General features: G+C 53.6%; 31 protein-coding genes and 1 tRNA gene. 13 read left to right on the plus strand and 19 right to left on the minus strand.

Going from position 1 to position 25,401, the window contains the following annotated elements:
• The first annotated feature begins 125 nt into the window (after positions 1 to 125).
• Positions 126 to 1,946: a M3 family oligoendopeptidase gene (locus D9A02_RS16805; protein ID WP_120502037.1), complete on the plus strand. Its 1,821-nt coding sequence runs from the start codon at positions 126 to 128 to the stop codon at positions 1,944 to 1,946.
• Positions 1,947 to 2,033: 87 nt separating this feature from the next.
• On the opposite strand, the gene D9A02_RS16810 is transcribed toward D9A02_RS16805, so the two are convergent.
• From D9A02_RS16810 to D9A02_RS16840, 6 genes are all read right to left on the minus strand, one after another.
• A complete protein-coding gene (locus D9A02_RS16810) occupies positions 2,034 to 2,498 on the minus strand; it encodes a YHS domain-containing (seleno)protein (RefSeq protein ID WP_120502038.1) in 465 nt (154 codons plus the stop codon).
• A 442-nt stretch (positions 2,499 to 2,940) separates the two neighbouring features.
• A complete protein-coding gene (locus D9A02_RS16820; RefSeq protein WP_162933115.1) occupies positions 2,941 to 3,426 on the minus strand; it encodes a hypothetical protein in 486 nt (161 codons plus the stop codon).
• A gap of 284 nt (positions 3,427 to 3,710) precedes the next feature.
• Positions 3,711 to 3,980 carry a DksA/TraR family C4-type zinc finger protein gene (locus tag D9A02_RS16825; RefSeq protein ID WP_120502041.1) on the minus strand — a complete coding sequence of 90 codons (270 nt, stop codon included), beginning with the start codon at positions 3,978 to 3,980 and terminating at the stop codon, positions 3,711 to 3,713.
• 14 nt (positions 3,981 to 3,994) lie between these two features.
• Positions 3,995 to 5,044 (minus strand): alpha/beta hydrolase, encoded by a 1,050-nt coding sequence (locus D9A02_RS16830; protein WP_254054661.1) that lies wholly within the window; start codon positions 5,042 to 5,044, stop codon positions 3,995 to 3,997.
• 85 nt (positions 5,045 to 5,129) lie between these two features.
• Positions 5,130 to 6,026 carry an RNA polymerase sigma factor RpoH gene (gene rpoH, locus D9A02_RS16835; RefSeq protein ID WP_120502042.1) on the minus strand — a complete coding sequence of 299 codons (897 nt, stop codon included), beginning with the start codon at positions 6,024 to 6,026 and terminating at the stop codon, positions 5,130 to 5,132.
• Between the two features lie 192 nt (positions 6,027 to 6,218).
• Entirely contained in the window at positions 6,219 to 7,244 is a 1,026-nt protein-coding gene (locus D9A02_RS16840) for an RluA family pseudouridine synthase (RefSeq protein WP_120502043.1), read from the minus strand.
• On the opposite strand from D9A02_RS16840, the gene D9A02_RS16845 reads away from it, so the two are divergent.
• The gene (locus D9A02_RS16845) at positions 7,243 to 7,554 is read left to right on the plus strand and encodes a DUF6476 family protein (RefSeq protein WP_120502044.1); all 312 of its coding nucleotides are present in this window, start codon (positions 7,243 to 7,245) and stop codon (positions 7,552 to 7,554) included. The genes D9A02_RS16840 and D9A02_RS16845 overlap by 2 nt on opposite strands.
• Positions 7,555 to 7,576: 22 nt before the next feature.
• Here the strand turns inward: D9A02_RS16845 and D9A02_RS16850 are convergent.
• A tRNA-His gene (locus tag D9A02_RS16850) sits at positions 7,577 to 7,653 on the minus strand.
• 148 nt (positions 7,654 to 7,801) lie between these two features.
• Here D9A02_RS16850 and D9A02_RS16855 point away from each other — a divergent pair.
• The gene (locus D9A02_RS16855) at positions 7,802 to 7,990 is read left to right on the plus strand and encodes a DUF6324 family protein (protein ID WP_120502045.1); all 189 of its coding nucleotides are present in this window, start codon (positions 7,802 to 7,804) and stop codon (positions 7,988 to 7,990) included.
• Here the strand turns inward: D9A02_RS16855 and D9A02_RS16860 are convergent.
• Entirely contained in the window at positions 7,985 to 8,428 is a 444-nt protein-coding gene (locus D9A02_RS16860; RefSeq protein WP_120502046.1) for an MmcB family DNA repair protein, read from the minus strand. The genes D9A02_RS16855 and D9A02_RS16860 overlap by 6 nt on opposite strands.
• 576 nt (positions 8,429 to 9,004) lie before the next feature.
• Here D9A02_RS16860 and D9A02_RS16865 point away from each other — a divergent pair.
• Positions 9,005 to 9,550, plus strand: a complete 546-nt coding sequence (locus D9A02_RS16865) for a hypothetical protein (RefSeq protein ID WP_120502047.1) — start codon at positions 9,005 to 9,007, stop codon at positions 9,548 to 9,550.
• A 103-nt stretch (positions 9,551 to 9,653) separates the two neighbouring features.
• On the opposite strand, the gene D9A02_RS16870 is transcribed toward D9A02_RS16865, so the two are convergent.
• Both D9A02_RS16870 and D9A02_RS16875 read right to left on the minus strand, forming a co-directional pair.
• Complete coding sequence (locus D9A02_RS16870; RefSeq protein WP_120502048.1) at positions 9,654 to 10,304, minus strand: transglutaminase-like cysteine peptidase; 651 nt, start codon at positions 10,302 to 10,304, stop codon at positions 9,654 to 9,656.
• Between the two features lie 268 nt (positions 10,305 to 10,572).
• Positions 10,573 to 10,908: a hypothetical protein gene (locus D9A02_RS16875; RefSeq protein ID WP_120502049.1), complete on the minus strand. Its 336-nt coding sequence runs from the start codon at positions 10,906 to 10,908 to the stop codon at positions 10,573 to 10,575.
• Between the two features lie 163 nt (positions 10,909 to 11,071).
• On the opposite strand from D9A02_RS16875, the gene D9A02_RS16880 reads away from it, so the two are divergent.
• From D9A02_RS16880 to nusB, 4 genes are all read left to right on the plus strand, one after another.
• Positions 11,072 to 11,314 (plus strand): hypothetical protein, encoded by a 243-nt coding sequence (locus D9A02_RS16880; RefSeq protein WP_120502050.1) that lies wholly within the window; start codon positions 11,072 to 11,074, stop codon positions 11,312 to 11,314.
• Between the two features lie 102 nt (positions 11,315 to 11,416).
• A complete protein-coding gene (gene ribB / locus D9A02_RS16885) occupies positions 11,417 to 12,556 on the plus strand; it encodes a 3,4-dihydroxy-2-butanone-4-phosphate synthase (RefSeq protein ID WP_120502594.1) in 1,140 nt (379 codons plus the stop codon).
• Between the two features lie 4 nt (positions 12,557 to 12,560).
• Positions 12,561 to 13,106, plus strand: a complete 546-nt coding sequence (locus D9A02_RS16890; RefSeq protein ID WP_120502051.1) for a 6,7-dimethyl-8-ribityllumazine synthase — start codon at positions 12,561 to 12,563, stop codon at positions 13,104 to 13,106.
• Positions 13,103 to 13,588, plus strand: coding sequence for a transcription antitermination factor NusB (gene nusB, locus D9A02_RS16895; protein WP_120502052.1), 486 nt, complete (start codon positions 13,103 to 13,105; stop codon positions 13,586 to 13,588). Before D9A02_RS16890 ends, nusB begins: the two co-directional genes overlap by 4 nt.
• Positions 13,589 to 13,633: 45 nt before the next feature.
• Here the strand turns inward: nusB and D9A02_RS16900 are convergent, their stop codons facing one another.
• Together D9A02_RS16900 and D9A02_RS16905 are read right to left on the minus strand one after the other, a co-directional pair.
• On the minus strand, positions 13,634 to 14,077 hold the full coding sequence (locus D9A02_RS16900) for a carboxymuconolactone decarboxylase family protein (protein ID WP_120502053.1): 444 nt from the start codon (positions 14,075 to 14,077) through the stop codon (positions 13,634 to 13,636).
• 196 nt (positions 14,078 to 14,273) lie between these two features.
• Positions 14,274 to 15,119, minus strand: a complete 846-nt coding sequence (locus D9A02_RS16905) for an enoyl-CoA hydratase/isomerase family protein (protein WP_120502054.1) — start codon at positions 15,117 to 15,119, stop codon at positions 14,274 to 14,276.
• 173 nt (positions 15,120 to 15,292) lie between these two features.
• Between D9A02_RS16905 and D9A02_RS16910 the strand changes: the two genes are divergently transcribed.
• The 3 genes from D9A02_RS16910 to D9A02_RS16920 all read left to right on the plus strand — a co-directional run bounded on the left by D9A02_RS16910 (position 15,293) and on the right by D9A02_RS16920 (position 18,406).
• Positions 15,293 to 16,201, plus strand: coding sequence for a LysR family transcriptional regulator (locus D9A02_RS16910; RefSeq protein ID WP_120502055.1), 909 nt, complete (start codon positions 15,293 to 15,295; stop codon positions 16,199 to 16,201).
• 153 nt (positions 16,202 to 16,354) lie between these two features.
• Positions 16,355 to 17,650 (plus strand): sulfite oxidase, encoded by a 1,296-nt coding sequence (locus D9A02_RS16915; protein WP_120502595.1) that lies wholly within the window; start codon positions 16,355 to 16,357, stop codon positions 17,648 to 17,650.
• Positions 17,651 to 17,704: 54 nt separating this feature from the next.
• On the plus strand, positions 17,705 to 18,406 hold the full coding sequence (locus D9A02_RS16920) for a cytochrome c family protein (protein ID WP_216824965.1): 702 nt from the start codon (positions 17,705 to 17,707) through the stop codon (positions 18,404 to 18,406).
• A 31-nt stretch (positions 18,407 to 18,437) separates the two neighbouring features.
• Here D9A02_RS16920 and D9A02_RS16925 read toward each other — a convergent pair whose 3' ends face one another.
• From D9A02_RS16925 to D9A02_RS16945, 5 genes are all read right to left on the minus strand, one after another.
• The gene (locus D9A02_RS16925) at positions 18,438 to 19,169 is read right to left on the minus strand and encodes an anti-sigma factor (RefSeq protein WP_120502057.1); all 732 of its coding nucleotides are present in this window, start codon (positions 19,167 to 19,169) and stop codon (positions 18,438 to 18,440) included.
• Complete coding sequence (locus tag D9A02_RS16930) at positions 19,166 to 19,666, minus strand: sigma-70 family RNA polymerase sigma factor (RefSeq protein WP_120502058.1); 501 nt, start codon at positions 19,664 to 19,666, stop codon at positions 19,166 to 19,168. Before D9A02_RS16930 ends, D9A02_RS16925 begins: the two co-directional genes overlap by 4 nt.
• Before the next feature lie 78 nt (positions 19,667 to 19,744).
• On the minus strand, positions 19,745 to 20,677 hold the full coding sequence (locus D9A02_RS16935) for a pirin family protein (RefSeq protein WP_120502059.1): 933 nt from the start codon (positions 20,675 to 20,677) through the stop codon (positions 19,745 to 19,747).
• Positions 20,678 to 20,773: 96 nt separating this feature from the next.
• Complete coding sequence (locus D9A02_RS16940; RefSeq protein WP_120502060.1) at positions 20,774 to 21,367, minus strand: LysE/ArgO family amino acid transporter; 594 nt, start codon at positions 21,365 to 21,367, stop codon at positions 20,774 to 20,776.
• Positions 21,368 to 21,396: 29 nt separating this feature from the next.
• A complete protein-coding gene (locus D9A02_RS16945) occupies positions 21,397 to 22,167 on the minus strand; it encodes a sulfite exporter TauE/SafE family protein (protein WP_120502061.1) in 771 nt (256 codons plus the stop codon).
• A gap of 158 nt (positions 22,168 to 22,325) precedes the next feature.
• Between D9A02_RS16945 and D9A02_RS16950 the strand changes: the two genes are divergently transcribed.
• On the plus strand, positions 22,326 to 23,987 hold the full coding sequence (locus tag D9A02_RS16950; RefSeq protein ID WP_120502062.1) for an acyl-CoA dehydrogenase family protein: 1,662 nt from the start codon (positions 22,326 to 22,328) through the stop codon (positions 23,985 to 23,987).
• Positions 23,988 to 24,097: 110 nt separating this feature from the next.
• On the opposite strand, the gene D9A02_RS16955 is transcribed toward D9A02_RS16950, so the two are convergent.
• A complete protein-coding gene (locus tag D9A02_RS16955; RefSeq protein WP_120502063.1) occupies positions 24,098 to 24,280 on the minus strand; it encodes a hypothetical protein in 183 nt (60 codons plus the stop codon).
• A 1-nt stretch (position 24,281) separates the two neighbouring features.
• On the minus strand, positions 24,282 to 24,554 hold the full coding sequence (locus D9A02_RS16960) for a hypothetical protein (RefSeq protein WP_120502064.1): 273 nt from the start codon (positions 24,552 to 24,554) through the stop codon (positions 24,282 to 24,284).
• Between the two features lie 115 nt (positions 24,555 to 24,669).
• Here D9A02_RS16960 and D9A02_RS16965 point away from each other — a divergent pair, with 115 nt between their 5' ends.
• On the plus strand, positions 24,670 to 25,326 hold the full coding sequence (locus D9A02_RS16965) for a YafY family protein (RefSeq protein ID WP_162933116.1): 657 nt from the start codon (positions 24,670 to 24,672) through the stop codon (positions 25,324 to 25,326).
• Positions 25,327 to 25,401 lie beyond the last annotated feature (75 nt).

Below are 25,401 nucleotides of genomic sequence, written 5' to 3' on the forward strand. Positions count from 1 at the left end.
GCCACTCCTTGATCACGTGTTGGCCTGCACCCTACGCCGCAACACATAAATGACAAGCCCAGCCCTTGTTCCCCCCGCACGGGCGCAATATGTCTGGGGCAACATATTTTAAGCTGAGGTATCCCATGCTGACCCTTCCCTTTCCTGTCAAAGACGCCAACGCCACTGCCGGGGGCAAAGACCTTGGCAACTTGCCGGAATGGGACCTAAGTGATCTGTACACTGGTGAAGACGCGCCTGAGCTGGCCCGTGATCTGGAATGGCTGGAAAAAGCCTGTGCCGATTTTGCCGCCGATTATGAAGGCAAGCTCGATACATTGGATGCGGCGGGCATGCTGGAATGCATTCAGCGCGATGAGAAGATCAGTACCGTTGCCGGGCGCATCATGTCTTTTGCCGGTTTGCGCTATTATCAACTGACCACCGATGGTGAACGGGCAAAGTTCCTATCCGATTCTCAAGAAAAGGTCACAATATTCAGCACGCCACTGGTGTTCTTCTCTCTCGAGCTGAACCGTTTGGAAGAAGACGCGCTTGACACAATATACGCAGAAAGCGCCGATCTTGCCCGCTACAAGCCTGTGCTTGACCGCATTCGTGCAATGAAGCCCTACCAGCTGTCTGATGAATTGGAAAGATTCTTGCACGATATGGGCGTGGTTGGCGACGCGTGGGAGCGGCTGTTCGATGAAACCATCGCCGGGCTGGAGTTTGAAGTGAACGGCGAAGAGCTGAATATCGAAGGCACGCTCAACCTCTTAACTGAACAAGACCGCGCCATCCGCGAGGCCGCCTCGCGTGAGGTCGCGCGCGTTTTGGGCGAAAACATCCGTACCTTCGCCCGCGTCCACAACACCGCTGCCAAGGAAAAAGAGGTCATCGACCGCTGGCGCGGCATGCCCACGGCACAAACCGGGCGGCATCTGTCGAACCATGTTGAACCCGAGGTGGTCGAGGCCCTGCGCAATGCAGTTGTCGCCGCCTATCCCAAACTCTCGCACAGGTATTATGAGCTGAAGCGCAAATGGCTGGGGTTGGACCGGATGCAGGTCTGGGACCGTAACGCGCCACTGCCGATTGAAGACACCAAAACTGTCGATTGGGCCAGTGCTCAGAGCACCGTGATGGACGCCTATGGCGCCTTTGACCCACGCATGGCAGAAATCGCGCAACCGTTCTTTGACAAAGGTTGGATTGACGCAGGCGTGAAACCCGGCAAGGCTCCCGGTGCCTTTGCCCACCCCACCGTCACCGATGTACACCCCTATGTGATGCTTAATTATCTGGGCAAGCCGCGCGATGTCATGACACTGGCGCATGAGCTTGGCCACGGCGTGCATCAGGTGCTGGCCGCTGATCAGGGTGAACTGCTGTCCAGCACGCCCCTCACATTGGCCGAAACCGCCAGCGTATTCGGTGAAATGCTAACCTTCCGCAAAATGCTGGACGGTGCTGCCAATGATCAAGAACGCAAGGTCCTGCTCGCCGGCAAAGTCGAAGACATGATCAACACCGTCGTACGCCAGATCGCGTTTTACGACTTTGAATGCAAACTGCACGCCGCGCGGCGCGAAGGCGAACTGACGCCCGACGACATCAACGCATTGTGGATGTCAGTACAGGCCGAAAGTCTTGGGCCTGCATTTGATTTTGTCGAAGGCTATGAAAACTTCTGGGCCTATATCCCGCATTTCGTGCATTCGCCCTTCTACGTCTACGCCTATGCCTTTGGTGATGGGCTCGTGAACGCGCTTTATGCGGTTTACGAAGAAAACCCCGAAGGTTTCCAGGACAAGTATTTCGACATGCTGCGCGCCGGTGGATCGAAACACCATAAAGAGCTGCTTGCCCCCTTCGGCCTTGACGCCTCTGACCCCAAATTCTGGGATAAGGGCCTTAGCATGATTTCACGCTTCATCGATGAGCTGGAAGCGATGGAGGATTAACTCAGAACTGTAGGCAGTGCTCTGCTCTGTTCGCAGATCTTCATCTAAAAACGATCAAAACCTGACATCACCCACAATTCTGCTGAGCTATGCGTTCAGTACAGAAGGCCAATGTTCCTGCGCTTTTCGGATGTTGCCATTGGCTTTCTTCAACCACCGTGATCGAACAGACTTGGAATAGTTCAAATACAAGCGACCATTGATGACACTCCAAGCGCCTGGATCACCGCTTGCAAGATATCCATTTGCCATGGCCAGAGAACAGTACCCCCCGAAACGAGGCGCATACTTTGCGGGATTAGCCTTAAAGACGGCCATGTTCTGCGCATTCGAGAAACGCCATTGCACACCTTTCCATTTGGTTCGAAAGGCATCATTCCCTATGATCGCATCGGCTCTTTTGTTAAGGCCAAAATAAGCCACGACATCCGCGCCCTGCGCTCCATATGATGTTTTTCCAGTAAACCAATAGGGCTCTGAAGCAGCCCAAACTGGGGCGCTGACCCAAACAATTGCAGCACTCAAAAAGCCGCGTTTAGTAAGATTCGTCATTAAAAATTCCCTTTGATTTGAATTTTTCAGATCCTAACCTGCTGCCACAGATAAAATCAAATTCACTTGGCCTACCTCAGCATCTGCTACTGCATTACAAACTGTTAGAGCTAACGGCATAATCGAAAATTTGACCTCGTCATTGCTATCCCGATTAAATCATAACCTATTTTGACCCACACGCCCTGACAATTCAGATGATCTCGGTACGGAGTAACCGCCATAGCCGCGACAACGTCGAAAAGTGGTGTCTCGGCACCGAACCAAAGCCTGCATTTCCGCGCCCAAGCTTTTCGTGTTTTTTGTATATAATCCCGAGGAACAAATTCTATGGGAACATCCGTGTTCATTGCTGCTCGAAAACCAACGAACATTGTTTCAACACGGTGCCTCGACAACATAGGTAGTAATACAGCAAACGCGCGTCGATCCTTTTCAAAATTCATATCACGCAATGTCCGCCACCCGGGCCGCATTGCAAATGTATCACCAGGTGCGCGACCCCAACAAAAACGACCTGTTCAACAGTTTTAAGGATATCAGGGGATATGGCGTTCAATTTCTTTAAATCCGTCGCGGGTGATAGCACAAGAACACGCACTTCAGATCCGAGATCCTTTATCAAAGACGCCAATTTATAATGAGCTGGTAATATTTGTTTGCTGCGTGGCCGTGTACCCGGAAGAACGACCAAATCAGGAAACAGGGTTTTTCCCAGTTCGAACGCGCGTCTGGCTTGCGTATTCCCGCCCGTCGTCATCACCGCGACAATATTTACATGTGGGATGCCCTTTAGTGCTTCTACAGCCAAACAATCATCTGGATCGCCAGCCGCATTATCCGTGCAAGCAAAATCTGCAAATATGACAACGTGATTTTCACCGGCTGATGCAATTGTAATGTTCAGGAAAGCCCCAATGCACAACAAAACATAAATCTTAAGCTGCGCAGTTTTTCTGAACAATGAAAAGCAAACGTAGGGTAATATTTTTTTAAAACAGTTATCATAAAGTCATCATCAACAAATCCAATACAGTTGGATCTAACACAGATTGTCCAAAAACGCACGGGACGACTAACAAGACATAATATTGGTATAATTGCTCGCCAGCGAAAAACCTGATGTCATTCACATCACTGATTGATTGCTCACTCGCACCAAACTTATTGCTAATCCATGGGAATGTATGAATTTGGAATTGAGATAAACTCTTACTTCAACTGGCTGTCCTTTGATCCACGCCGATTGATACCACCGCGCGCCTTGAAAGTGGCGTCGCGTTCCTGCACGCAATCGATGCACAGTTTAACGCCGGGCAGAGCCTGACGGCGTGCTTCGGGGATTTCCTCTTCGCATTCGGCGCAATACTTCAGGCTTTCGCCAACAGGCCGCGCCTTCGCCTTCATCCGTGCCAGTTCGTCCGAGATTGATGCTTCAATCTGTTCGCTGACAGCCCCGTCGCGGGCCCACCCACCAGCCATGTTACCGCTCCTTCTCAGTTCAATGGGGCCTCAAGCGCCAGATACTGTGAAAACCCTTCCGTCCCCAGTTCCGCCTGCCGGCCAATACCTTGCAAGATCGAAATAGCCGCAGGGGAGCTGACCGGCACAGCATGATTACCCCCTTCACCCTCTTCCAAAGCAGTGAAGTCAATAATCGTAACGCCCAACCCTTCGACCTCTTCAGTACTGTTGAGCAACCCAAGTCTTGGCTTCTTGCCGGTCACAAGTGCCGCCAACCCCAAGGCCTTGTCATCTTGCGTTGTGAAAATGAAAAACGGTTGCGGAAGCTCGCCAATGGCCGCAGCCTGCCGTTTAAAAACGTCGATATCCAAATCCGGCGACATCAACACAACACCGCTGATCCGCGAAAGCAATCGTTGATCCCCACGCAATGCGGCTTGCCGCAAGGTCTCCATCGCTAGATGTGACCCAATCGAGTGCGCGAACAAAAACACCTTGTCATTTTTACCCTTGGTAAGGTTATTCAGCAGATCTTCCAAATCGTCCCGCGCAAACATCACACTGTCTCGGTCATAGATATACCCTTTGGCGCTGCCTGCGGATTGCCACGAAAACAGAACCATCGGGTCTTTGCCTTCAAAATCATGTTTGATCTGTGCAGACCTAAACATCGCCTCCGAAAGCGTATTGTTGTATCCATGTACAAACACGATGCTTTCGTGATTTGGCGCGCTTTTCATCACCTGTGATCGAAAATCACCCGCCGTCTCGTAGACTCGCGTGGCAGTCACAACAAAATGCTCGTCCGCATTTGCCTCCCCCTTATGCACCTCAATATGTCCCGGCGTATGCGTTGGTGGGATCGACACGTCAGCCCGGAAATAGTTCAACCCAGCTGTTCGGCGCGCTCCAAAGGCGGGGCCTGTTTTATCCAAGGCTCGTCCGGTCGCGACATAGACCGGAGTAATCGTCGCGTTCGGCGATGGCGCGGCGCGCTGGGCATGATATCGCGGGCCGCAACTTGCCAAGCCCACGAACAGGCCGATCATAAATCCGCGTTTGGCAATCCTAAGAAAAAGCATGTTTGCGTTACCGTAAATTTGAAATCAAAAGCCTCCCTCCGGAGACGGAGAGAGGCTACTGTGATTCTTTGGCAACGCCAAGCGGTCAGACGGCGCTTAGCATTCCTTTGTCTTGAGCCAGGCTGCGCATACGTTTTTGCAGTTTCTCAAAAGCACGCACCTCAATCTGGCGAATACGTTCACGGCTAACACCATAAGATTCGCTTAGATCTTCAAGTGTGATGGTCTTATCACTCAACCTACGTTGGGTCAGAATATCGCGTTCGCGATCATTCAAAACGCTCATTGCATCGGCCAACAGCTCGCGCCGGGCTTCAAGTTCATCACGGGCTTCATAATCGCTGGCCTGATCGGCATCTTCGTCTTCCAGCCAATCCTGCCATTGCATCGTGCCTTCGCCCTCAGAACCAACCGTGGCATTCAATGAGGCATCCCCACCCGACATCCGCCGGTTCATCGAGATGACTTCATCCTCGGTCACGCCCAGATCATGCGCGATCCGCTTGACGTTCTCTGGGCGCAGGTCGCCCTCCTCCAACGCACCGATGCGCGACTTGGCTTTGCGCAGGTTGAAAAACAGCTTTTTCTGCGCCGAAGTTGTACCCAGCTTTACCATCGACCAGCTGCGCAGGACATATTCCTGAATGCTGGCGCGGATCCACCACATGGCATAGGTCGCCAGACGGAACCCCTTTTCCGGGTCAAACCGTTTGACCGCCTGCATCAAGCCCACATTCGCCTCAGAAATCACCTCGGCTTGCGGCAATCCATAGCCGCGATACCCCATGGCAATCTTGGCCGCCAAACGCAGGTGGCTGGTGACCATCTTATGCGCAGCCTGGCTGTCTTGCTCTTCAACCCAGCGCTTGGCCAGCATGTACTCTTCTTCTGGCTCTAGCAGCGGAAATTTACGGATTTCCTGCATATAGCGGTTCAAACCACCTTCAGGTGTTGGTGCAGGAAGATTTTTATAGTTACTCAATGTTCTGTCCCTCCAATGTATATTGGCTTAACATTATATTTAGGAACGGGTGGCGTTCATTTCAAGCCACTGAACCAATTCGTTTAATAAAATATGAATACGCCTATGGCGCATTACGAGGTCTATGTCAGAGTTTACACGAAACCGTGCTAAATATTGCAGGTTTTCGCCAATTCCACCAACGATCGGCCATCAGCCGCGCAGACACTCAAGCAGCTTTACCATATCATCAGGCAACTGCGCCTCAAAATGCATCTGCGCACCACTGACCGGATGATCAAACCCCAAGACCGCCGCATGCAGGGCCTGACGCGAGAACCCCGCCAACTGCGCCGCGGCATCGTCAGGTAAGGCCCGCGCCGAGATTTTGCGGCGACCACCATAGACCGGATCACCAATCAACCCATGGCCGATATGCGCCATGTGAACCCTGATCTGATGCGTGCGCCCGGTTTCCAACCAACACTCAACCATAGACACTGCAGAGGGTTGCCCAAAACTTTCGATAACGCGGGTGCGGGTGATTGCGTGTTTTCCGCCCTCAAACAACACCGCTTGCCTCTGACGATCCGTCTTGTGCCGGCTGAGGTTTGTGGTGATGCGAATAATGCTTCCCGGCTCCACCCCAACGCCGCGCACACCACGCAGCCGTGGATGCGCCACATCCGGCATCCCATAGGCCAGCGCGTGATACTTACGTTCAATCGTATGTGCCGCAAACTGATCGGCCAGACCATGATGCGCCGCATCCGATTTGGCCACCACCAGCAAGCCGCTGGTGTCCTTGTCGATCCGGTGCACAACACCCGGGCGTTTGGCCCCGCCAACGCCTGAGAGGCTATCGCCGCAATGGTGCAATAGGGCATTCACCAAGGTCCCATCGGGGCTGCCGGGCGCAGGGTGCACCACCATGCCAGCCGGTTTGTTGACAACGATCAGATCGTCATCCTCGTAAACCACCTCAAGCGGAATATCTTGCGCGCTGATATGACTATCTCGCACCTCGGGCACTGTGATCTCAACCGAATCGCCCTCATTCACCCGTGCCTTGGGGTTAGAGGCAACCACACCGTTTACGGTAACCGCCCCATCACTCAGCAGCTTGGTCAGCCGGGTCCGCGAAAGCGATGCCGCCTCTGGCACATCCCGTGAAAGCGCCTTATCAAGACGCGCAGGCGGATCGGCAGCGATCTGAAACGAGAGAGGGGCATCGCCCATGACGGATAATCCTGAATCTCAGCCGGTCGATCCGGCGATGGTGAAATATCTGCGCCTGCTGGTCACAATCCTGTCGGCGACAATGATTATCGGCTTCATAGTGATCACCGTCCTGTTTGTCATCCGCTTCTCTAACATTGGCACAACTGAGCTGCCCGAAACCATCACTTTACCAAATGGCAGCGAAGCCGCAGCCTTTACCCAAGGCGATGGCTGGTACGCCGTTGTGACAAAAGACAACCAGATCCTGATCTACAACCGTGTATCGGGACAGTTGCAGCAAACGATTCAAATCGAAGCCGGACAGTAAAACATATTCTGATGTTTGGGAGTGGTACCACCTCCCCGGCTCGAACGGGGGACCTCCTGATCCACAATCAGGCGCTCTAACCTACTGAGCTAAGGCGGCACTGTCGGGCGATTTACCCGGCCTACGCACTGAATGCAATAGCGCAGGCATTCAATTTCGCAGGAAATTTGCCTCCAAGTCAATCCTGTGGCTGCTTGTAATTTTCAGGTAAAATGGCTACCAGCTCTTTATCAAGATGGAGACACCCATGGGTATCAACAAAGAAAGCAATGTCGAAGCTAATCTGCAGATCGGGCCAACCGACCAAGGGATGATTCGTTTGTATATTGAGGCTCAGGGCATCGAAATCCCGATGGACTTTGATCCAGATGAAGCGCGTGAAATCGCCGACGAAATTCTCGCGGCCGTGGCCGCCGCTGAGGCGCGCAATTCATAACCGTGGATCACGGATTGCCTGCAGGCGCTGTGCGGCATAGCGAGCAAACCGGCGTGTCAGGGCCGTCCGCCGAGCGGCAGGCAATTTAATCTCCAGCCCCATCCTGACAATCTCTGCTCCATAAGCATCGGCAATCATAAGCCCGGTATTTTCAGGCAAAAGCTCGGCAGGGAATGAGGCATCCACTGCCCAAAAGTACCTGTCACACCAACCAAGATATCCTTCCCACTTGCTATCTGTCTGAAAATCGGCGCGCGACGATTTGCATTCCACCACCCAAATCTCGCCTTTCGGCCCCACCGCCATTACATCCACACGCCGGCCGCGTTCGGGCGTAAATTCCGTAACGCAAGCAAAGTCATACCCCAACAGGCCACGGCAAACACCGCGCGCCAACAACTGTCCAGGCTGTTCAACATTGGACCTGAGGTTCTTCATCACTCAATTATGAACAAAACATGAACGCACGCAACCCCTTGCCCCGCAACGCAACAGGCACTAGGTAAAGCCGGTGGCGGGTGCTGCCCTTCTCGTCTACGGTTGCATTCCGGTGGCCTTAAGCAATTCCGAGGGAGCTGGCTCTGTCCGGGCCCTGGTTCGGTTACCCGGCGCCCACCTGTATATACAGGTCCTCGGGAATGAGATAACCAAACGGCTGCGTGCGGGCCCGCCACACCAAATCCTCTTAACTTCAATTCAGGCCTCAGGGCCCATTTCATGACCAGTTTGAAATGGTGGCTTAGGCGTCATTTTAACACAATGATTCTGCGCCCAATGAAAACGCAAAATAACCACATTTGAGCCCCACGAACTCCTTGATTGATGTGATTTCAGGAAACTATACCGCAATCTGCACCTATTGTTGCAAAATAACACACAATAACCCCCACTCACCCCCCCGCAACCTTGCCAATTGTGGCGAATTTTATTTATACTTGAGGTGTTATCTGGGTAGAGAGTGACGGCGCCAAATAAACAGGCATGCGCCAATATACTGGTTAAATGGAGACCAAAATGTATTATAAAACAACAAGCGGATTTTCCGGGATGATCGGTGCATTTATGCTGAGCCTGGCCGCAGCCCCCGCAAACGCCGAAGTGGCGTGTACCGTCCAAACCGCAAAAAATGTCAGCGAAGTGACCGAACTTTGCGAATGCCAGACTGTTACAAAAGGGTTACTCCGCTACCTGCAACGCTCGCGCAATTTCGGCGATGTTGCATCAGCATTGTATGCGGAATGCCCAGCGCTGGCGACAGTGCTGGCGGATTTTGCACCCGCTGCAACGAGCGGCGGTCCCGGTGATCCAGGTGGCAGTGATGGTGGCAACGACGGCAATGGCGGTCCAAGCGGTGGCGGTCCAAGCGGTGACGGTCCAAGCGGTGACGGTCCAAGCGGTGACGGTCCCACTGGTGGCGGTGATCCGAATGATGGTGGCGGCGATCCGAACGATGGTGGTGGCGATCCGAACGAAGGTGGCGGTGATCCGAACGAAGGTGGCGGTGATCCGAACGAAGGTGGGTCCACTGGTGGATCTGATGGATCTGGCACTGCCAAATAAATTTGAATATTATAAGACGGCTCAAAAGCTCTCACTCAAGTGTGAGAGCTTTTGAGTATTTAGCATTCAACACTGATCAGAGTGCTCTCAGCCTTTAGTCAAATCAGCCTAAGAACACGCCGACCCATTGTTTGGGATTCTGCGGGTTTTGCATTTGTACGAAAAAGTAATTTGTCTCTTTCCAAAGAAGAACCCGATTGGTGAGATTGTCCAAAACATAATCACCTTGTTCCGTCCGGATTACCAGAACTGCGTGCGGCCCTAGTTTTTTATGAACCACGGTTGCGATCAGCAATTCCTCCGGGGCATATCCCATCTGCACAAGTTTCAATTTTTTTGCCAAAGCGTAGTCTTCACAGTCCCCGCCCGTGCGCGTCGGCAAGGCCCAGACATCTTTGGTACGATATTGTCTTTGATCCGGAACGCTCCGCACAGATTGATTGATCCGCCGGTTAATCTTCTGAACCGCGGGGATTTGAAGAGAACTGATTTTCGCACCACCTGAAGAGGTTGCGCAGGCCCATGCATAACGTGAACATAGCTCGACAGCACCTGATGGTGCTGCCATCTGACGTTTAGGTTGAATGCGGTTAGATGTATCTGCATTAACCGATTGGGTCGCAAACAACATTGGAACAATCGCACAGGCCGTAATTCTGACTGCAGCTTTTACAAAACGCATCGAGCTGCATATTACAGCAGTAAGCCGTGTTTCCTCGGCATTAGCCTCATTACTTTCAATCGCTATTGTCATCTCAACTTCCCGCCCAATTTGCAGATATCGTCACTGCAATGAACGTCGCGATTGTGGCGTCAGTTTGCCGAGAGTTGTGCAAATCAGTGACTGACAATATCTTTGTTGATAGGAATATCTGCCTGATACGATGGCCCCTCCAAGCACAAAAACACATACAAAACATAGCACTATGAAAACGGGCAGGACAACATTCGTCAATCCCGTCGGCTGAAAACCGCAAAGCCTCATTCATAGCTTAGAAAGCTGTGTCCATTTTCAGATCGCGTTATTGAGACTTCCAGAACGGGCGCGCCTTGTTTTCCTCAACGCGCACCGGGATCGGGACAGGATCGCACCGCATCACATGTTGACGCAAACCGCCGCGCGGCTCGTCATCGTCATCATCTTTCATCCGCATCACTGCAATCGCGAACTGAACTCCTGCAAAAACAATGCCATTGGCAATCCACAAGATCAAAAGCGCCAACCAACCCTTGTCTGAAGTGCTAATCAAATGCCACAGATTTGCGATATTAAACCACAGCAACATACCTACAAACACCGCCGCCAGACCAAAGCCGATGGCGACATTGATGATGTAAAGGCGGATGAGTTTTGGCATTTGGCGACTCTTCTGCTGTGATACGGGCACAGTAGCAGAACAAAATCAGGTCTCAAGAAAATACCAAGGTGACGCAAGGTCACACCCTTTTGATAGCGAATTTCCGCCAAACAAGGCCTGCTCTGATATCCTATGATTGCGAACCATCAAAGGACCGCAGCCAGTGGAATTGCCGATATCAAGCCAGCCGCATGACCCAGTCGAACGCTTTGTACTGAAAATCATGCTCAACTTTGTTAGTTTGACCGTCATTTTATATCTGGTTGGTCAGTTCAATCTTGTCGCTGCGTCTACATTTGCATTCCTGATTTCAATCATTCTTTGCATGCTCTTCGTACTGTACAGGTGTTGCACAGGCAAAAAGCCTGCAGCCAATCGCCCCAACAAGGCGGAACCGCCGAAATAACGACCCGATTACATCAATGCGTACTCCCTTCTTCGCACTTCCCCTCTGGCATTCGCGCCCAGCCTGCGATAAATGGCAAACGCTGACAGCCAAGAGGGCACCATGTCCGATACCATTCCATATGAAACACCCGGCCCCATCGAAGAGGGGCTGCGCACGGCGCTTGCCACGACCGAAGAAATCATTGCCGAGGCCAAGGCTGGCCGGATGTATATTCTGGTCGATCATGAAGATCGCGAAAACGAGGGCGATTTTGTCATCGCCGCCGAATACGCCGATGCTACTGCGATCAACTTCATGGCCACCCATGGCCGCGGATTGATCTGCCTGCCGATGACAGCCGAACGAGTATCCCAGCTGGGCCTGCCAATGATGGCGGTAAACAACTCGTCGCGTCACGAGACGGCCTTCACCGTCTCGATTGAGGCCCGCGAAGGTGTCAGCACCGGCATTTCCGCCGGGGACCGCGCCCGCACCGTTTCCGTTGCAATCGATGAGCACAACACAGCGGCCGAAATCGCAACACCGGGGCATGTGTTCCCCCTGCGCGCCAAAAACGGTGGCGTCTTGGTACGTGCTGGCCATACCGAGGCTGCTGTTGATATCTCGCGCCTCGCTGGCTGCGCCCCTGCCGGTGTGATTTGCGAAATCATGAACGAAGACGGCACAATGGCCCGTCTGCCTGACCTGATCGAAATCGCACAAAAACACGGGCTTAAGATCGGCACTATTTCCGACCTGATCGCCTATCGTCATAAGCACGATAATCTGGTCCGCGAAGTGCGCCGCGAGACTATAAATTCCGTCCATGGCGGTGAATGGGACATGCGGATCTTTGCAGATCAGATCAGCGGTACCGAACATGTTGTGCTGGTCAAAGGTGACATCTCTGATGGCGCACCAGTTCTGTCGCGCACCCACGCCCTCAATGCGCTCGAAGATGTACTTGGCATTGGCTTGAACGACGACTCCGGCAAGCTTTCCAATGCGATGGACATCATTGCGACTGAGGGACGTGGCGCCGTCTTCCTGTTCCGCCAGCCGCGTCCAAAACTGGCCAGCGAGATCGAAGACGACGAAGGACCCCGCACGATCAAGCAAACCGGCCTTGGCGCACAGATCATGTCGACCATGGGCCTGCACGAGCTGATCTTGCTGACCGACAGCCCTGACACTCGTTATTTGGGCCTTGATGCTTACGGCATCAAAATCGTCGGCACCCGCCGCATCACCGAAGGATAAACCAATGGCTGGAACCGAATACACCCTGCCCCGCGCCACATTCGACAAGCCAGTGAAACTGCTGATCGTTGTTGCGCCGTTCTATCGCGACATAGCCGACAACATGATCAAAGGCGCTGTGGCCGAGATCGAAGCCACTGGCGGCACCTATGATCTGGTCGAAGTGCCCGGAGCACTGGAAGTGCCCACCACCATCGGCCTAGCCGAACGTCTCAGCAATTATGACGGCTACGTCGCCCTTGGCTGCGTTATTCGCGGTGAAACCACACACTATGAAACCGTCTGCAACGACAGCTCGCGCGGCATCACCCTGCTGGGCCTCGAAGGGCTTTGCATTGGCAACGGCATTCTGACCGTCGAAAGCCGTGAGCAAGCCGAAGTGCGCGCTGATCCGGCCCGCATGAACAAAGGCGCCGGTGCCGCCGCTGCGGCCTTGCATCTCATTGCACTCAGCCGTAAGTGGGGCGGTCAGAGCAAGGGCGTGGGGTTTGTCCCTACCCCGGATGAATACAAGCTGGCAGGCAGCACAGAGGACACGCCAAAGGCATGAGCGACGCAGTCAAACCCCTTTCGGGCAACAAAAAGCGCCAGATGAAATCTGCCGCCCGGCTCTATGCCGTTCAGGCCCTGTTCCAAATGGAACATTCAAGCCTGTCCATTGATGCAGTACGTCTTGAATTTCTCGATTTCCGCTTCGGTGCCGAAGTAGACGAAGACACGGACATGGTCGAAGGTGACGTGACCCTGTTCACCAAAATACTGGAAGACGCGGTTAACTATCAGGCCAGCATCGACCAGATGACTGACCGCGCGCTAGTGGCCAAATGGCCAATCAACCGAATTGATCCCACCATTCGCGCGCTTTTCCGTGCTGCAGGGGCCGAGCTGACACAAGCCGATACCCCACCCAAAGTGGTGATCATGGAATTCGTTGACATCGCCAAAAGCTTCTACCCCGAAGGCCGCGAGCCCAAGTTCGTCAACGCCGTGCTGGATCACATGGCGCGTGAGGCAAAGCCAGAAGCATTCTGATCCACGCCGTTTCATTCAACTGATTTCTACACAACGAGCGAGAACTTATTTAGTTCTCGCTTCCGGAAGGTGCCGGAAACCAATCGCGATCCGGTTCCACGCATTCATTTGCGCAATGATCAACGTAAGGTCGACAATCTGCTTTTCGGAAAAATGCGGCGACAAGGCATCGTATACGACATCTGGCGCACCGCTTTCAGAAACCAAAGTGACGGCCTCAGCCCAATCTAACGCCGCTTTCTCCGCTGCATCAAAAAAGGGCACTTCCCGCCACACGGTAAGGCAATCAAGCTTTTGCTGTGTCTCACCAGCCTGCCGTGCCTCAACAGTGTGCAAGTCAACGCAATAAGCACAACCATTGATTTGCGAAACACGAAGTTCAACCAGAGCTCTTAATCCACCTTCAATCGAAGGCATCATATCCTTTGTCTGCGCCATCCCGGCAATCGCAGGACCATTTAGGGAAACATAATCAAGCCGTTCAATCATTTTGCGCTCCGAAAATCTGATTATTGCGTGACATGCGGCAGCCGAGGCTGATCGCATTGCTCACAATTATAGTATTCTGATTTTTCGCCACCACAATTGAAATCGCAGTTCATCGTATCCGCCAAGCCGATCATTGATAGGGAATGGTGGACTTCGCCAGTTATCCAGCGATACCCGCCTCAAACACTAAATTCAATTAGTTGATTTCTTGAACTTTCATGACAAGGTCATTCCAGTTCCGCTGATTTTCGATGTCATGTTCCAGCCCCTGCTCATCGGCGATTGTGAACCGCTTGATCGCTGGTGTTTTGCTGGTCGCCTGATATAGCCAGTACGCTTCCGCCTTCAAAGCCTCATCAATCGGCTTGTCGATGGACTCGTAAACCATCTGCTTGCATGCATTGATAGATTCCGCCGGGAACTGGGCAATGCGCTTGGCCAGATCATCAACGTATTTGCCGATCTCATCGGGCTCCAACACCTTGTTGATGGTTCCCATTGCTTCGGCTTCATCCGCGTCAAAATCACGCGCACTCAGAATGATTTCCAGCGCTCTGCCCAAACCAGCCTGGCGTGCCATTCGCGATGCCCCGCCACCACATGGCAGAATGCCCATGCCAACCTCCATTTGCATAAACTTGAACTTGCCACGCGCCCCAAACCGCATATCCAATGCCAGGGCAAGCTCATGCCCGCCACCGCGCGCGAAACCTTCAAGCTTTGCGATTGTAGCCTGTGGCACCTTGCTGATGCGTTCGCAAACCGATTGCAGGTCAAGCAACTGGGCCTCTTCACGTGACACAACCTCTGTCGACATATCTTTCAACAATTCCGTATCATAGTGGCAAACCCAGATTTCCGGATTAGCCGACTGGAATACAACAACCTTTGTTTCCCGGTCTCGTTCAAGCCGCATCGCAAGGTTATTCAAGTCCGCCAACATTTCCTGCCCCTGAACATTCACAGTGCCAAAGTCAAAGGTCACGGTTGCGATTGCATCTTTCACCACAACATCAAAGGTTGTGAAGTTTTCATATTTCATTGCAGCTATCCTTATATCAGCCTGAGCATTGAAACGTCCCCACAACGATTGCTGTACGGGGCGCTAAGTTAGATGCAGGTCAGTCTGCCGGCATCTGGCACACAAGATATTAGCTAGTGAAATTTAATAAATGGGCGTAAATCCACTTCAGAATTCGTAAATTGGATATAATAATGGATACTGCAGGCCTCAAACTCTTCGTCATGGCCGCCGAGCTTTTGAACATCAGCGAGGCCGGGCGCAGACTTGGGTTGGCTCCTGCTGTTGCGAGTGCGCGATTGGCGAAACTAGAAAATCAACTCGGTGCAGACCTGCTCCACCGCTCCACAAGAAAGGTTTCCCTCTCGATAGAAGGGGCCGAATTCCTGCCCTACGCCAAGGAAATACTATCGCAAGAAAAAGCCGCACTCGCAGCCCTCGGGCACGGCAGTGCTGATGTCACCGGCACATTAAGGTTCGCAGCCTCCAGCACCTTTGCGCAGCTTTTTATTGCTCCACTGCTGCCAGAATTCCTTGACCGCTACCCGGGCATAAATCTCGAACTCAAATTCTCTGACACGCAGATGAACCTGATCGACGGCAGCTTCGACTTAGCGCTCCGCATCTACGCCATCGAGGATAGTAGCCTGAAAGCGCGCAAACTTTCTGATGATCCCAGAATCCTCTGCGCTTCCCCCACCTATCTTGCGCGATACGGCACGCCGTCAACGCCCGAGGATCTCACCAATCACCAAACCCTCACTTTCATTAGCAACGAGCCACGGAAACTCTCTAAGATGGGTGATCCGCACGACTACAGCTTCCCGCCATCCGATTCCGACAGCCGGGTCACCTGTGATGACGGGGCCAGCATGCGTCTGGCCACCGTTGCTGGGGCTGGTATCTCGATGAACTCAATGTGGAGCGTGTACCGCGAGCTACAAAACGGATCTTTGGTTCAGATCCTGCCTGACTATGAAATCAAAGACAGCTCGGCCATCTGGCTGGTCTACCCGAAATCAAATGTGCTGACATCCAAGGTCCGGGTTTTCATCGACTACCTCGTCGAGAAAATAGGAAACCCACCTGCCTGGTTGCGGTAATTCTCGAAATTCAATGCGTTCCCGGCGAACAAAAACCTCTGCTTTGGTTAACAAAACTTCAACCTCGGTGGAATAAACCGGCTTTCCCGCACGTCAATGTCGAAACAACACGGTGAAAAAGTAAACGCCGTGACATTGCCAGTGGAGGAAGATATGGCCAAAACCCCCGATAAATCACGCGACGTGCACAGCTTTTTTGCAGAAGATCCCGAGCGCGCCGACAAAGAATTCTTTGGTCGCGTGGCCAATCCAGATCGCCGTGGATTTTTGAAAAACACCGGCCTGGCAACCATGGCCGCAATGGTTGGCACCTCGATTCCGTTTTCTGGCAATATGCCGATTGGTTTTGTGCCGGCCGCAATGGCGCAGGACAACGTGCTGGTGGGCAAAGACGGCCTTACCTTGCTCAATGACCGCCCGGTTAACGCAGAAACACCGCCTGAGCTGCTGGATGATGCCATCACGCCAACATCGCGCCACTTTGTGCGTAACAACGGCATTCCGCCTGAAGACGTCGACCCTGCTACTTGGACCCTGACCATTGACGGGCTGGTCGACAGCCCGATGGAATTGTCGATTGCTGATCTAAAAGCTCAGTTCGAGGTCGTCACCATGGCCCTGACACTGGAATGTGGCGGCAACGGCCGTGGGTTCTTTAATCCCCCAGCAAAAGGCAACCAATGGACCTACGGCGCCGTTGGCTGCTCTGAATGGACCGGCGTGCGTTTGAAAGACGTGCTCGAACAAGCGGGTATTCAGTCCAACGTGGTTTACACCGCGCATTACGGTGCAGATACGCACCTGTCCGGCGATCCGGAGAAATTGCCAATCTCTCGCGGCATGCCCATTGCCAAGGCGATGACCGATAACATCCTGATTGCTTTTGAAATGAACGGCGAAGCCCTACACCCACTCAACGGCGCGCCTTTGCGTCTGGTGGTGCCCGGATGGCCAGCCTCAACCGCGCAAAAGTGGCTCACGCGTATTCAACTGCGCGATGTCGTACATGACGGGCCAAAAATGACAGGCAAAGCCTACCGTGTCCCTAACCGCGCTGTGGAACCCGGTGAAAAAGTCGAGAAAAAGGATTTTGTCATCATCGAGCGTATGCCGGTCAAATCACTGGTGACTTTCCCGGCCAACGGTGCCGATGTTGGATTGGAAAGCGAAGTCCGCGGCCACGCGTGGTCAGGTGATCGCACGGTTGAGAAGCTGGAAGTCTCTATCGATTTTGGAGCCACATGGCAGGATGCCGCACTGGACGTGCCGGTCAATTCAGGCGCCTGGCAGAACTGGCGCACCAACGTCGCGTTCCCTCAGGCAGGCTATTACGAGGTTTGGGCACGTGCAACGGATAGCGAAGGCACAATGCAGCCCTTTGCAATCGACTGGAACCCCAAGGGTTATCTGAACAACACCATGCACCGCGTCGGCCTGCGTGTCAGCTAACCCAACCCAGCGGAAGCAGCGATGCTTCCGCCCTCATTTATCCCGGAACACTCAATGAATCGTAGTTTGAACATGTGCCTCGTTGCGCTATGCACAACTTTGCTGCCGGCCACGACAGTCAAAGCCGATCTGGCCGAAGCCATCGCAGCCGGCGACGTCAAAAAAGGCAAAAAAGTCTTCAACAAATGTAAAGCCTGTCACGCCGCCAGCCCTGATGGCAAAAAAAAGACCGGCCCCAATCTTTATGGCATTATAGGCAGTGACGTCGCCGCTGTGCCGGAATTTAAATACTCCCCCGCTTTGACGGAATATGGCGGAAGCTGGAGCATTGATCGTTTGGAAGCCTTTTTGACCAGACCCAAAGCCGAGGTGAAGGGCACCAAGATGAGCTTTGCGGGGTTGAAGAAAGAAAAAGACCGCGTCAACCTCATTGCCTATCTGAGCACCTTGTCAGATGCACCTGCAGCCTCTGAAACAACAGAAACTTCTACCGACGAATCCGATGAAAATGAATTCGGCATCCTGAAAATGGCACCCGGGGCGGAAGAAACCTTTTATGCCTGCTCTGCCTGCCATTCAGAAATGATTGTCGCTCAACAGGGCCTGACGCGTGATGGTTGGGAAGAGATGCTGGAATGGATGGTTGATGAACAGGGCATGTCAGAGATTGAAGATCCAGATCTGACGATCATCCTTGACTATTTAGAGACCCACTACAACGAAGATCGGCCCAATTTTCCGACAGCTCAAAACTAACTCACAGAACATCGACAAGCGGAATTTTAATTCATGCACATGGGGCGGCAGCATTTGTCGCCCCATGGAGCGCAACGACATCGACTTTGGTGGCTTGACGACGCGTAGCTTGTTGCAGATAGGCACTGACCGCTTTGAATTTAATCGGATCCATACCCGAGGCCAGAGCCTGATACCAACGTTCTCCGACCCGCCACTGAATTGATTGCAGCTTTTGCGGCAAAGCCGGTTGCTCCCCAGCCCCCTGCAATACCGTCAAACGGCAGCCATTTACCCCAACATAATGCGCTGATGTGGCTGCGGTATCGGTCTTGGTTACAACCAATGTCAGATTGGCCCCTACCAGACTGGGGAAGCCATCGATTTCGGCCCCTAACACCATCTGAATGTTCTGAGCACTCGCCACCGGGAACATTTGTGCCGCATACAGTGCATGAATGGCTGCGGGATCAACAGATTTACTTGTGTTGGCAAAAAACACCATCACCGACATCGCAGCGGCAATAGCGCCGCCCACCAGCCACGACCACGGCCACGGCTGCCAGTTCACATTGGCTGGGGCGGACTGTACAATCGTGTCAGGAACCGTGTCGGGTTTGAGCGCCGACAACGCGTGCGAGACCTGTTGAATTGACGCCAACATGTCCGCCAGCTCCGGATCGGCCTCAATCCGCTGGGACAGAGCCTCGGCTTCATCAGCAGGCAATTCTCCGTCTGCCAGCGCATTCAAAAGCGCCCAATCGTGATCCGTTACCTGCGTCACTTTTGTTTTTCCATCTCGCCCATGACGGACCCGTTCACCAACTCCAACAAAGCGCGTCGCGCCCGGCTGATCCTGCTCATCACTGTGCCATTTGGAACATCCAAAACCACTGCGGCCTCGGCATATTTCATTCCCATAATATCCACAAGAAACAAGATTTCCCGCATCGCAGGGGGGAGCTGATCAAATGCCTGTCGAATTGTAATATCCCGCACATGGTCACTCAGGTGAGTCTGTTCCTGAGAGAAACGTTTAAAACCATCCGAATATTCCCGACGAACCCGTCTTTTGCGCAATTCATCATAGTAGAGGTTGCGAATGACACGAAACATCCAGGGTCGCAACTCTTCCAGGCGATTGGGCTGCGCGTCACTACGCAAAGCTCGCTCAATCGCATCCTGCACCAGATCCTCGGCATCCTCCGCCCGCTCTGCGATAGAGCGCGCATAGGCCCTCAGCTCAGGCAGCAAAACCTCAAATTGGGATAACGACGACATCAGGCCAGAGTGTCTTAATTCCCCGCTCAGGTCAAAGGTCAGATTGAATCCTCAGTCGATTATCTGTTCAATCCATGTTCACGGCAGCGGAATAAACTCCGCATCATCCCCCAGCGGCAGCTGAAACCGACCCTGCTCCCAATCTCCTTGCGCCCAAGCTTCTTTGGCTGCCTCAATCTTCTCGCGCGAGGAAGCCACAAAGTTCCACCAGATATGACGTGGGCCGTTCATTGTTTCACCACCCAACGCCATCAGCCGCGCACCTTGCTCGCCTGCTTTGATGGTGATCTCGTCACCGGGGCGAAAGACCATCATGCGGCCCGCCTCAAATGTGTCGCCGGCAACCTCAATATTACCAGTCATCACATAGATCCCACGATCCTCATGATCACTTGGCAATGGCAATGCCGCACCCGCCTCCAGCACCACATCGGCATAAAACATGTCCGTGAATGTATTCACTGGCGCAACCTCGCCCCAGCCGTGCCCCATAATCAGGCGCAGCGATTTGCCCTCGGCCTGCAAAAACGGCAGGGCCGCCTCGTCGTGGTGCTCAAAATTGGCACCACGTTCTTCGTCCTCTTCGGGCAGGGCAACCCATGTTTGCACGCCGAACAACTCGCTGCGCCCCTTGCGGGTCTCTTCACTGGTGCGCTCTGAATGGGTCACGCCATTGCCGGCCACCATCCAGTTTACCTCACCGGGGTAAATCATCTGATGGGTGCCCAGACTATCGCGATGCTCAAACTCACCCTTATACAGATATGTCACCGTCCCCAGCCCAATATGCGGGTGCGGTCGCACATCGATCCCCTGCCCGGTCACAAACTCAGCCGGCCCCGCCTGATCAAAGAAAATAAACGGCCCAACCATCTGCCGCTGCGGAGCCGGTAAGGCCCGGCGCACTTCAAAGCTGCCCAGATCCCGTGCACGCGGAATGATCACAGTTTCAATATCGTCCAACCGCCCCTGATCGGGGTGTTGCGGCTCCAGCATCGGGTTCCAGCTCATGGATCAGGCTCCGTTAAAGGTCTCGTTGCCATCAACCTAACCCAAAATCGCACCACGGCTATTAGATGCGGGCGCACAGCCCATGTGCGCCACACCTCAATGCAGCAGTAACTTCGCCGCAATTCCCCACATTGTCAGCCCCACAATCACATCCAATACCCGCCAGGCCGAGGGTTTGCGAAACAACGGATCAAGAATGCGGGCGCCATATCCCAATGAGAAAAAGAAAACAAAGCTGGCCGTCATCGCCCCCATCGCGAACGACAGTTTGTCGGCGTATTGCGCGCTGATCGATCCAAGCAATACCACCGTATCCAGATAAACATGCGGGTTCAGCCAGGTCAGCGCCAGACAGGTCAGCAAAGCCGCCCGCAGGCTGCTGGTCCCCTTGCCCTTCTCCATCACCTCGCCGCCCTTCCAGGCTGATAGAAAATTGCGCAACCCGTACCAGATCAGAAACACCGCCCCGCCATAACGCATCACGGTTTCCAACCATGGCACGGCCTCCGCCAGTGCACCAAAGCCCGCCACACCTGCAGCAATCAACAGCGCGTCTGAGACCGCACAAGTCAGGCAAACCGCAAACACATGTTCGCGCCGCAGCCCCTGCCGCAACACAAAGGCATTCTGCGCCCCAATCGCCAAAATCAATGAAAACCCTAGGGCAAAGCCCGCCAGTGCCGCCTGCATCACTGCTTCCTCTTACCAATCAAGCCGTCTTAGCCCCAAAGTCCCCGGCGCACCAGATTGGCCCCCGCCAGCAGTAACACCAAAAACGTCAATCGACGAAACGTGACCTGATCTAACCGATCCTGAATACGAAATCCGATCCACATGCCCGCCATCGCAGGGGCAATCAGGATCATCGAAAACGGGGCGGTTTCTCGGTTCAACACACCCGATGTCACATGCGCCACGACCAATGCCACAGCACCAAGCCCGTAAATTACGCCCTGAACTCGCATCTGCTCGGTCTTTTCGGTATCACGCGACGACAGCATCGCCACCGTTGGCGGCCCCCAGACGCCAGAGATCCCGCCAAAGAACCCGGCCACCGCACCGATGGCCGCCTCAGCCCGCGCCCCTGCCCCCGCAGGCAAGCGCAAAGGGTAGCCCAACAAAGATGCCAATGCATAAAGCACAATCGGCGCGCCGATCCCCAGCAACAAGGCCTGACTGGGCACCGCCCGAACCACCTGCGCCGAGCCCAGCAGAAACACCAATCCGACCAACAAAAACACTCGGTATTTGCGCACAGATTCCCACGCTGCAGAAAACCCCTGCCGCAATGCTTGCCAGCCGTTGGTCAATAGCGTCGGCATGATCAGCCCCGCCAGCGCCAGATCGGGTGGCATCACCGTGCTCAGCCCCGAAATCAGCAACATGGGCATGCCAAAGCCAACGACCCCCTTGACCGTCCCGGCCAAGATGGCGATCAAACAACCAAAGCTCAAAATCCAGAGCGCATCAGCGCCAAACAACGTCTCCATGAGCCACACATAACAGGTTGCTTGTTGTGTGCAGCAAGATTTTCCGTCACGCAAGATTTGAACAAATCAACGCATCCACATGCATTATAGTTGCGCTGCAACTGCAAAATAGATAGGACGTAATTGTAATTCACTTTCCGCCAAGACAGGACGCCACCATGACTAAGCCGATTGTTCTCGATAACCTGATTTCACTGGCCGAAGCCGCCGTGCCACCCGCTGAATCCGTACTCGATGCTGCAAAGCAGAAACTACGCGACTTGGTGACGATTGATGGCCGGGTTTCAGGTGCCGAAATGGAAGCCAACCAGAATGCCGCGCATGGGCTGTCCTGGCTGGCAACATATGTGGAAGCTCTGCGTCAGATGCGCAACTGGGCGAAACGTCTGGATGCGGATGGAAAGTTTGGCGAAGTCGAGCAGCTGTTGCTTCAAATCGGTTTTGGCGAATACCTGCACCAGATCGCCGGCGGCATTCCGATGAACCAAACCGAGGTCGTGCGTCTGGCTGATTTGGGTCTGGGTTGGGATGTGCTTGGCGGCTTCCAATGTTCAGAAGTTCAAACACTGATGGCGCAGGGCAACTCCCAAGCGGCCCGCACCCGTCTGGTCGAGCTGATGCAGGAACGCAGCGCCGAAATCACCATCGGCGCTACCGGTCTGGAAGAAGAACTCGAAATGATCCGCGAGCAGTTCCGCCGCTACGCCGTCGATAAGGTCATTCCAAACGCGCACAATTGGCACCTCAAGGACGAGCTGATCCCGATGGAGATCATCGAGGAACTGGCCGAAATGGGCGTCTTTGGCCTGACCATCCCCGAGGATTTTGGCGGCTTGGGCCTGTCCAAGGCGTCCATGGTTGTAGTCTCCGAAGAACTCAGCCGCGGCTACATCGGTGTCGGCTCTCTGGGCACCCGGTCTGAAATTGCCGCTGAACTGATCCTCTGCGGCGGCACGAACGAGCAGAAAGCCAACTGGCTGCCCAAACTGTCCAGCGGTGAAATTCTGCCAACAGCCGTCTTTACAGAACCGAACACCGGTTCCGACCTTGGCAGCCTGCGCACCCGTGCGGTCAAAGATGAAAACGGTGACTGGAAAATCACCGGCAACAAGACATGGATCACCCACGCCGCGCGTACCCATGTGATGACCCTGCTGGCGCGAACCAACCCCGACACTACCGATCACCGTGGCCTGTCGATGCTGCTGGCCGAAAAGACACCCGGCACGGATGAACACCCCTTCCCAACCGAAGGCATGACCGGCACCGAGATCGAAGTTCTGGGTTATCGCGGCATGAAAGAATACGAGCTGGGTTTTGACAACTTCCACGTCAAAGGTGAAAACCTGCTGGGCGGCGAAGAAGGCAAAGGCTTCAAACAGCTGATGGAGACTTTTGAGTCCGCCCGCATCCAAACCGCCGCCCGCGCCATCGGCGTCGCACAATCGGCGCTGGATGTGGCGATGCAATATGCCATCGACCGCAAGCAGTTTGGCAAATCCCTAATCGAGTTCCCGCGCGTCTCCGGTAAGCTGGCGATGATGGCGGTCGAGATCATGATCGCCCGTCAACTGACCTATTTCAGCGCTTGGGAAAAAGACCATGGTCACCGCTGCGACCTTGAGGCTGGCATGGCCAAACTACTCGGCGCCCGCGTCGCTTGGGCTGCCGCCGACAACGGATTGCAGATTCACGGCGGCAACGGCTTTGCGACGGAATACACCATCAGCCGCATCCTGTGCGACGCCCGCATCCTGAACATCTTTGAGGGCGCTGCCGAAATTCAGGCGCAAGTGATTGCAAGGCGGCTTTTAGGTTAACACTACGTCGTGTTACAACTGTGCCATAATGGCAGATGGGGAAAGCCCCGCAAGACGCCTCACGTATGGCACGACCCGGCTTGACGAAAGAATTAGCCCCGCTACGGGGTCTAATCACATCGCACGCCCGCTTCTACGATCTCAAATCCTGCGATTTCAAACTCATATAGCTCGCTGTTGTCTGGTCGCATAGCGCGCGCAATCAGTTTGCCATCATCAGAATGATACACTGCATGTGCCGTATGTAGTGCGCGGTAACAATGGTCACCATTCAGATAATAATATTTAATCACCTTATACTCCTGCTTTGATTGGGCAATCCGCGACCATCGTGGCACCAACCTCATAACCTTGCTTATGGGTGGTTGTGGTCGAGTTGACCTGTGGTTGCGCGGCTTCCATCCCAACCGCAGATATCGATGCCGTGCGTTGGTAGCGCCCATAGCTAAGGGGATGCACCTTCAACACGGCATCCAATATTCGATCAGTGTCTTCAGTTAGAGTTTTAATTTCGAGTGCCCAGATAGCTTCAAATGTCCCTGAACTGGCCTTGTAATCATGAAGCATTACGGTGTCCTTATTGAGCGATATATTGGCGATTTTTGTCGTTCTATAAAATCACTACTGACAACATGGTGTCAGTAGTGTTCTACTACATTGCAATATGCCCAGATCGACTCGCTTGTTTGAAATTATCCAGCTATTGCGGCGCGCCAACACGCCCATGACAGCGCAACAAATTAGCCACGAGCTGGAAGTTACAAAACGTACCATATACCGGGATATGGCCGCACTACAGGCAATGCGTCTGCCAATCGAAGGTGAAGCGGGCATTGGGTATGTAATGCGCGCAGGCTTTGACTTGCCACCGCTGATGTTCACTCAGGATGAAATCGAAGCCATTGCTGTGGGGCTCGCACTCTTGGGTCGTATTGGCGATCCGGGGCTTGAGCGCTCTGCCAACAGCGTAACGGCCAAGATTTCAGATGTATTACCCCAAGACTTGAAGCGTAGGACCCCGCTACATGTCTCGAAATGGAATGCGATACCGACGCCCAGCATTGAGGCACGCACATTGCGCCACTTCATACGAGAGGCAACCGAGCTAAAGATAACGTATCTAGACCTACAAGACCAACGTACCGAGCGTGAGATCAAACCTCTTGCGCTTGTCTACTATATCGATGCAGTACTCCTTGCGGCATGGTGTGAGCTACGCCAACACTTCCGACATTTCAGAATTGATCGTATTGAGCAATGCACACCAACTGGGTCACATTTTCCAGAACTCAGTGATCGGTTGATTGAGAAATGGGAGAGTTCACACGATTTGCCGTGATACATGATTTCATCGACGGGTGGTATCTAACGCGCACATTGCACCTTGAACACAAAAGATACACGACAAAATCAG

Source organism: Roseovarius sp. EL26 (assembly GCF_900327775.1).
Lineage (GTDB): Bacteria > Pseudomonadota > Alphaproteobacteria > Rhodobacterales > Rhodobacteraceae > Roseovarius.